The organism is Methanospirillum sp. (assembly GCF_028679455.1).
Lineage (GTDB): Archaea > Halobacteriota > Methanomicrobia > Methanomicrobiales > Methanospirillaceae > Methanospirillum.
Genome location: NZ_JAJRBM010000185.1, coordinates 1 through 7,479 on the forward strand (window position 1 = coordinate 1; position 7,479 = coordinate 7,479).

The 7,479-nt window shown below is 49.1% G+C and carries 7 protein-coding genes; 5 read left to right on the forward strand and 2 right to left on the reverse strand.

Going from position 1 to position 7,479, the window contains the following annotated elements:
• From LUQ50_RS06230 to LUQ50_RS06240, 3 genes are all read left to right on the forward strand, one after another.
• Nucleotides 1-592: PAS domain-containing protein (locus tag LUQ50_RS06230; protein ID WP_300037800.1), on the forward strand; the 592-nt coding region annotated here is incomplete at its 5' end.
• A gap of 316 nt (nucleotides 593-908) precedes the next feature.
• Nucleotides 909-2,966, forward strand: coding sequence for a formate dehydrogenase subunit alpha (gene fdhF / locus LUQ50_RS06235; RefSeq protein WP_300037803.1), 2,058 nt, complete (start codon nucleotides 909-911; stop codon nucleotides 2,964-2,966).
• A 1-nt stretch (nucleotide 2,967) separates the two neighbouring features.
• Entirely contained in the window at nucleotides 2,968-4,209 is a 1,242-nt protein-coding gene (locus LUQ50_RS06240) for a Coenzyme F420 hydrogenase/dehydrogenase, beta subunit C-terminal domain (protein WP_300037806.1), read from the forward strand.
• 228 nt (nucleotides 4,210-4,437) lie between these two features.
• On the opposite strand, the gene LUQ50_RS06245 is transcribed toward LUQ50_RS06240, so the two are convergent.
• Together LUQ50_RS06245 and LUQ50_RS06250 are read right to left on the reverse strand one after the other, a co-directional pair.
• Entirely contained in the window at nucleotides 4,438-5,070 is a 633-nt protein-coding gene (locus LUQ50_RS06245; protein WP_300037809.1) for an FmdE family protein, read from the reverse strand.
• Nucleotides 5,071-5,197: 127 nt separating this feature from the next.
• Entirely contained in the window at nucleotides 5,198-5,365 is a 168-nt protein-coding gene (locus LUQ50_RS06250) for a rubredoxin (protein WP_300037812.1), read from the reverse strand.
• 158 nt (nucleotides 5,366-5,523) lie between these two features.
• Between LUQ50_RS06250 and LUQ50_RS06255 the strand changes: the two genes are divergently transcribed.
• Together LUQ50_RS06255 and glp are read left to right on the forward strand one after the other, a co-directional pair.
• Nucleotides 5,524-5,745: a rubredoxin gene (locus LUQ50_RS06255; protein ID WP_367278968.1), complete on the forward strand. Its 222-nt coding sequence runs from the start codon at nucleotides 5,524-5,526 to the stop codon at nucleotides 5,743-5,745.
• A gap of 196 nt (nucleotides 5,746-5,941) precedes the next feature.
• The gene (glp, locus tag LUQ50_RS06260; RefSeq protein WP_300037815.1) at nucleotides 5,942-7,219 is read left to right on the forward strand and encodes a gephyrin-like molybdotransferase Glp; all 1,278 of its coding nucleotides are present in this window, start codon (nucleotides 5,942-5,944) and stop codon (nucleotides 7,217-7,219) included.
• Nucleotides 7,220-7,479: the final 260 nt, after the last annotated feature.

Below are 7,479 nucleotides of genomic sequence, written 5' to 3' on the forward strand. Positions count from 1 at the left end.
CATCAGGTCAGTTTCAAAACGAGAAGGATCTTTTCGCCAGTTTCAAACTCCAATGATCAAAAAGGATGGATCAGTTGTCAGGGTTGAAACCAGCGGCTCCCCGGTTTACAACACCGATGGGAATATCATCGGATATCGGGGCACCTATACTGATATTACCGAACGAACACAGATGGAACGGGCACTTCTGGAGAGCAGGAATTATAACAGGTTCCTCTTTGATGACTCACCGGTCCCCCTGGTGTTAATAGATGCAGACCAGATGATTTATCTTGATTTTAATAAGGCTGCCTTGAATTTTTATGGATATTCGTCTGATGAACTGGTTGGAAAGAAAGTCGGCATCCTGTCAACCCCTTCGGGATCCGAATCTGAAAAAATGCTGGAGCATATTCAAAGATGCCTGAACGAAGGAAGAGATTCGTACGAAGCCAGGTATCAGAAGCCAAATACCGAGATCTGGTACGGGCTCGTATCATTGGTACGGTTTGAACATGGAGAAAAGAACCGGATCCTCTTCAGTCTTCAGGATCCTATCAGAGGGGTAGATACCATGTGTGAGTCTCCCAAGGGATATCCTGAGGAGAGATAAAAACCGGGTAACCATACCTAATTCATCAAATATAATCTTCGAGTACAGAAAAGTGTGGACAAGGAGTTATAAACAGTGAACCGGGGTGGCATTTCAACCCACCCACCACTAATCACCATTTTGTGAGTCTGTTTCGCCAGATTTATATTCATACTCACATCAATATTTACTCTGCACTGTGGTCAGGGTGGCAGGTCCACACAGACTATTCGGGTAGTCTGGAATTGAAGACCTGATCGCAAGGCAGGGATTATTACACCGGCTATGCCGGTTCCTGAAATAGTGGTTTCTTTCACCGTTTGAACTCGGGTGAAATATGAGTGAAAATACAGAAGTCATGAAATATGTACCGACAACCTGCCCATACTGTGGTGTAGGATGCGGTCTTAATCTGGTCGTTAACGACGGGAAGGTCGTTGGTGTCGAGGCATACCAGCGTACCCCAGTGAACGAAGGAAAACTGTGTCCAAAAGGCATGACCTGCTGGGAACACGTGCACAACCCTGACCGGCTCACCACCCCGCTGATCAAGAAGGACGGAAAGCATGTTCCCGCAACCTGGGACGAAGCCCTTGACCTGGTTGCCAAGAAGTTGAAAGAGGTCAGTGACAAGCACGGCCCACGTGGTCTCGGATTCCATACCTCATGCAGAACGGTGAATGAGGACTGTTATATCTTCCAGAAGTTTGCCCGGTGTGCATTCAAGACAAACAACGTCGATAACTGTGCCCGTATCTGCCACGGACCTTCTGTTGCCGGTCTCTCACTCTCCTTCGGTTCCGGAGCCGCAACCAACGGTTTTAGAGATGTCCTGAACTCTGACCTCATCCTGATGTGGGGATCCAACGCAATGGAAGCACACCCCCTCGCAGGACGCCGGGTTGCAGAGGCAAAAAAGAAGGGCATTCCAATCATCGTGGTTGACCCACGTAAGAGCATGACTGCCCGGATCGCTGATACCTGGGTACGGTTTAATCCCTCTACTCACATTGCCCTGATCAACTCGATGATGTACTGGATCATCAAGGAAGGCAAGTACGACAAAAAATTCGTTGAAGAGCGGACCGAACACTTCGATGATCTCAAGAAGACTGTCGAGAACTACGCTGACTGCGAGGCAATTCACGGTGTTCCACTCGAAACAGTCAAAGATCTTGCATTCAGATACGCAGATGTCAAGAACGCGGTAATCATCTACTGTCTTGGTATCACTGAACTCACCACCGGTACTGACAACGTCAGATCCCTCGGAAACCTCGCGATGCTCTGTGGTAACATCGGACGCGAAGGTGTCGGTGTCAACCCACTCCGTGGACAGAACAACGTTCAGGGTGCTTGTGATATGGGTGCATACCCGAACGTTTACTCCGGGTACCAGAAGTGTGAAGTTCCGGAGAACCGTGCAAAGATGGAGAAGGCCTGGGGCGTTACTGACCTGCCAGACTGGTACGGTGTTACCCTCACCGAACAGATCAACCAGTGCGGAGAAGAGATCAAAGCATTATACATGCTTGGTATCAACCCGGCGGTCACCTATCCTGACTCAAACCATGTGAAACGCCAACTCGAGAAACTTGACTTCCTTGTGGTTCAGGATATCTTCTTCACCGAGACCTGTCAGTATGCTGATGTCATCTTGCCAGGAGCCTGTTTTGCAGAGAAGGATGGAACATTCACCAGTGCAGAACGCCGTGTCAACCGTGTCCGCAAGGCAGTGAACCCACCAGGCGAGGCAAAGGAAGATATCTGGATCATTGCAGAACTGGCAAAGCGGTTTGGTCTGAAGACCTTTGATCTCCCAACCGGAAAGGACGTCTGGGACGACATGCGGGCAGTAACTCCCTCCATGTTCGGCTGTCTCTATGAGCGGATGGAAAAGCCAGAATCTGTTATCTGGCCCTGTCCAACCCCAGAGCACCCGGGAACCCCGATCCTGCACCGCGAGAAGTTTGCAACCGCCAACGGAAAGGGTCAGTTCTTTGGTCTTGAATACCGGCCACCAGCAGAAGTCGCTGATGCTGAGTATCCATTCACCCTCATGACCGGACGGCTCATCTTCCACTACCACTCCCGGACCCAGACCGGACGTAGTGACATGCACCGTGAAGTCCCAAGATCGTACGCACAGATCAATGTTGAGGATGGACAGCGCCTGAAGATCAAGGACGGGGAACTTGTCAAGTTGAAGAGTCGTCGTGGCGAGACTGAGACGATTGCCCGGTTAACCGACGATGTTGCACCCGGCGTGGTCTATATGACTATGCACTTTGCAGATGGTGTCAACAACCTGACCAACACGGCACTCGACCCACTCTCCAAGATGCCTGAACTCAAGCACTGCGCAATATCTATCGAAAAACTCGGAGGTAACTAAGATGGTAGCAAAAGGCGATATGCTCTACGCATGGGCAAAGGACTCCGAGGTCCAGAAGAAAGGTGAATGTGGAGGAGCCGTCACCGCACTCCTGAAACATGCACTTGAGACCAAGATGGTTGATGCAGTGATTGCTATCCAGAAGGGTAAGGATCTCTACGATGCAGTTCCTACGGTCATCTCCAACCCGGAGGATGTCATCAAGTCTGCAGGTTCCCTGCACTGCGGTACCCTGCTCATCCCCAAGCTGATCAAAAAGTACCTGAACGGGGCAAAGGACAAGAAGTACGCAGTCACCTGTAAGGGCTGCGACGCCATGGCATTCTACGAGCTTGCCAAGCGGAACCAGATCAACCTTGACAACATCATCATGATCGGTGTCAACTGTGGAGGTTCAGTCAGCCCGGTTGCAGCACGGAGAATGATCACCGAGAAGTTCGAGGTTGACCCTGATACCGTCCACAAGGAAGAGATCGACAAGGGTCAGTTCATCATTGAGTTCGAAGGTGGCCACAAAGGCATCAAGATCGATGAACTCGAGGAAGAAGGCTACGGACGCAGATCCAACTGCCAGCGCTGCAAGATGAAAGTTCCCCGCCAGGCTGATATTGCAGCAGGAAACTGGGGAGTCATCGGAGACAAGGCAGGAAAGGCAACATTCCTTGAAGTCTGCTCTGAAAAGGGTGCAAACCTGATTGAGAGTGCCAAGTCAAAGGGTGCTCTTGAGACCGAAGCTGCAAACCCGAAGGGTATTGAGATCAGGGGCAAAGTCGAGAACGCAATGTTCAAGCTCGGCGACTCCTGCAGAAAACGCGACTTCGAGGGACTCGGCACCGGCAAGGACCGGCTGAAGCTGATCATGACCGAATCAGCAAAGTGTGTCAAGTGTTACGCCTGTGTGGATAACTGCCCGATATGTTACTGTATCGAGTGTTCCACCAAGAAGCCATGGTACATTGCACCCGGTGTGCTGCCAACCAGCTTTATGTTCCACCTGATCCGGTTCGCTCACGTATCAGACTCCTGTGTGAACTGTGGTCAGTGCGAAGAACTCTGCCCAATGGAGATTCCAAACGCATTGTTCATGCACTCACAGCAGACCGAGATCGAGAAGATGTTCGGCCATGTTCCCGGACGCGACATGTCCCCGCCAATCCATGCACTCGCAGAGGAGAAGGCAGAGCGTGCACGTCTTGAGGCAACCGGCACTGACTCTATCTACACAAACATCTTCGAGGAGTAAACACTCCCGGTGCCAGGAACGACACATACTCATCGCAACTCCATCGGGAGAAGAATTTTCCTTCTCCCATGCTGGAGCCTGAACAAGCTTTTTTGTCATGTCACCCGGCACTACTTCACATCACCTTTGGATCTGATGCAATAACCTGAAAATAGTTCAGATACCCGGAACCGATGCCTGATACCGCCAAATCTCGGTTATAAGGAGTTTGTTCTGGTGAAAAAAAGATCAGAGAAGATCATAGTACCGCAGGCTTCCGCAACCGGCACAGTGATCACCTTCAATTAAATATTCAGGGATCGCTTCACCACAGGTTTTACAGACTGCAGACCGCCATTTTTCTTTCTGTTTGACTGGAACCTTAACCTTCTGAACCGAGAGGATAGAACGTTTTGACTTCAGGATCTCATCCTGAAGTGCTTTCGCCATCGTCTTTTTGGAAAACTCAGGGCTGTTTGCAAACCATTTCTCCAGGGTTGGCCAGGCAGCCAGTTTGACTGGATCCATGAAAACCCTGACTCCTTCTGCCGAATCACCCAGAGTCGGGCGGTTCATTGTGATCGCAAACCTTCCAATGGGTACAATCTTCAGACGGTTGTTGCCTATCGTACAGTGAGCAATGATCTGAAGGGGATCAGGAGCACACTTCTGGGTTTCACAGACTGCGAATACTTTTTCACCAGGTTTTGCTTCGATCAGTTCGAGTGCATAATCCACCATACCAATAGCGATCAGCATCCCCGGTGCCGGGTAGGTATGAAACGGAATGCAATTCCGGTAATAATCCTGAAACCTGGGATCATACCCGAGTTCGGTGAGTTTTGCCAGAAGTTCATCCTGCGTATACTCATCATGATCCATGTATAGGTAATGGAAAATTGAGGCCTAAAGTGTTTGGTAAGTGGATTGGGTACAGGTACCAGTCGTCAGAACAACAGAAAGTATGCTCACATGAACCAACCCATTCAGAAACCCTGGATAATGCAGTTTAACTCTTCTTTACGAAGAAGGATTTGTCAGCCCCACACCGGGGACATATCCATGAAGGATCAATTTTTTCAAACGGGGTATTTTTTGGAATGTCATGAGCAACATCTCCAAATGCTTCGTTGTAGATGTACCCGCATTTTGTACAGATCCATTCGGCCATAAGCATTGATGGATCGGCATACTACATAGTCTATATCAACACCAGAACAATTTCAATTTCTGTATACTAAAAAAACTAGACTCATTGCATAATTAACCGATTGTAATTCGAAAGGGAATTGCACATCAGAAAAACATATGAAGAATCTCAGCTGATATCTAGCAGTGAAGAAAGTAGCTTCATCATCAAATCCGGATATGGATGTCTATCGGTGTAGTCCCTGCCGGTATTACTATTATCCGGAACTCGGTGATCCTACCCAGAATATCCCCCCGGGAACACCATTCACTGCGTTACCTGATACCTGGCGGTGTCCCCCCTGCAAAGAACCCAAGTCAGCATTTGTGAAGGTCGAACGGCCGGCAAACCGAAGTCTGGAACAATAAGGCTCTTACGGGTAATTTTTCTGAAACCACAAACAGAAAGTAATTACAACACTGAAGCATCTCTCCACGATCAATTAAACAAGTGTTTTTGACAATGTAGGGGAGAATAAATATTTTTAGTTAAAGGAGTCCCTTAATTGAGCATATATCTGCAAGTGAATGCAACTAGTCTTCCTTCATGCCTATTCCGTGGATCATGCAATCGATGGACACCTCCCGGGTTGATTATCGGGTGATCCCGACATCAGAGGGTATTACTTCTGATTATCCTCTTCCTGAACACAGCACGGTACCCATCGAAGAAGCGATCCGTATTGTCCAGAATATAGCCCATAAAACGGGAACCGAGACAATATCAGTTGATGACGCAGAGGGGCGGACACTCAGCGAAACCATCTATGCTCTGGCTGATATGCCGGGATTTGATCGCTCTTCAGTGAACGGTTTTGCCCTAATAACCGCGGATACATCAGATGCTTCAGCGATGAATCCCTGCAAACTCACCCTTGCCGGGAGCGTGGAGAAAGAGGTAACCCACATTGATCAGATCAACCGGGGTCAGGCCATTTCCATCCTGACCGGAGGAATACTTCCGGAGGGTGCTGATGCAGTAGTGGGGACTGAAGATTGCACCATTCGGGAAGGGCAGATTGTTATCAGCCGGAAGATCTGGAAAAACAGCAATATCATCAGGAAAGATGAGGATTTTAAAACCGGTGAACCACTGTATCCCAACGGATGGGTTCTCAGGCCTCAGGACATCGCAGTCCTGGCATCGGTCGGGCGGATACGGGTTAAAGTCAGGAGAAAACCGGTCATCGGCATCATCTCCACCGGGCGTGAACTCGTGCCCGCTGAATCAATCCCAAAATCCGGGGAAGTCAGAGAGGTCAATTCATATCTTATCACAGCGTTTTGCAAACGACAGGATGCAATTCCGGTCAGATACGGTATCATCAGAGATGATGCAGAAGAACTTACCACCCTGATAAATCAGGCTTCCCAGGAGTGTGACGCTATCATCGTGAGCGGGGGAAGTTCACGAGATGAATATGATGTCACTGCACAGGTGATTCATACCCTGGGAGAGGTATACACCGAAGGTATCTCGTTTGCCCCTGACAAACGGACAACAATCGGCAGAATCGGGTCAATCCTTGTTATCGGACTGCCCGGACATCCATCTGCAACCTTTATGGTCCTCTCACTAGTTGTCATTCACCTGATACAGGCGATGAAGGGATCATCCAGACAGAAGGTATATGTAAGGAAGGCTGTGCTTGCGGATCACCTTCATGCAAGCAGTGACAGTGACCGTTATATCAGAGTAACCATCACCGATGACGTGGCAACACCGCTCTTTGGCAAAGCCGGACTTATCAATATGCTCTCCCAGAGTGACGGTATTGTCCGGATTCCCGCAGGCAGCAGGGGATATCGTGCAGGTGACCGGGTTGAAGTAATGATCTGGTAAGGAACTGATTAAATCCCCACAAGTAAAAAAATAGGTATGTGCAATAAACTCGGGTACAGCCATTTGACAATAATTTCCCAATCTTGTTGGACCCGGTTTGCTCTGATCATCTCTTCTCCAAAGGCGGCGATGCCCCGGAATATCCATGTCTGAAGAACATTCTTCAAAGTCGGACTCTTCAGGGTACTATTTTGATGTGGTCCCTATTGAGGAGGCTGTCAGCATTGTCAGAAGTATCACGCACCAGACCGGCACTGAAA